At 50.0% G+C, this 706-nt stretch carries 1 rRNA gene; it reads left to right on the plus strand.

The features are described from left to right. Positions 1–706: ribosomal RNA gene (locus tag ACEXNK_RS17520) — 23S ribosomal RNA — on the plus strand; the annotation flags it as partial.

Here is a 706-nt window from a genome sequence, read left to right on the forward strand (position 1 = left end):
CCGATAATCGCTTGAGAGAAGGAATGACACAGTAGGATAAGCTAACCACACTGTTGGTTATGTGTGGCTAAGTACTGAGGCAGTCAAGGTAGGCAAATCCGCCTTGATAATGCTGGGGTACGATGGGGAGCGAAATTAAGTAGCGAAGTAGCTGATTTCACACTGTCGAGAAAAGTTTCTATCGAGATTAAAGGTGCCCGTACCGCAAACCGACACAGGTGGGTGAGGAGAGTATCCTAAGGCCAGCGAGAGAACTGTTGTTAAGGAACTCGGCAAAATGACCCCGTAACTTAGGGAGAAGGGGTGCCACGTTAGGGTTAACGCCCGAGGTGGCCGCAGAGAATAGGCCCAAGCGACTGTTTACCAAAAACACAGGTTTCTGCTAAGTCGCAAGACGATGTATAGGAGCTGACGCCTGCCCGGTGCTGGAAGGTTAAGGGGATCTGTTAGGATTTATCCGAAGCAGTGAACTTAAGCCCCAGTAAACGGCGGCCGTAACTATAACGGTCCTAAGGTAGCGAAATTCCTTGTCGGGTAAGTTCCGACCCGCACGAAAGGCGTAACGATTTGGGCACTGTCTCAACAACAGACTCGGTGAAATTGTAATCCCGGTGAAGATGCCGGGTACCTGCGACAGGACGGAAAGACCCCATGGAGCTTTACTGTAGCTTGACATTGAATTTTGGTGCTACATGTACAGGATAGG

It is taken from the genome of Paraclostridium bifermentans, assembly GCF_964259345.1.
GTDB classification, from domain to species: Bacteria; Bacillota; Clostridia; order Peptostreptococcales; family Peptostreptococcaceae; genus Paraclostridium; species Paraclostridium bifermentans_B.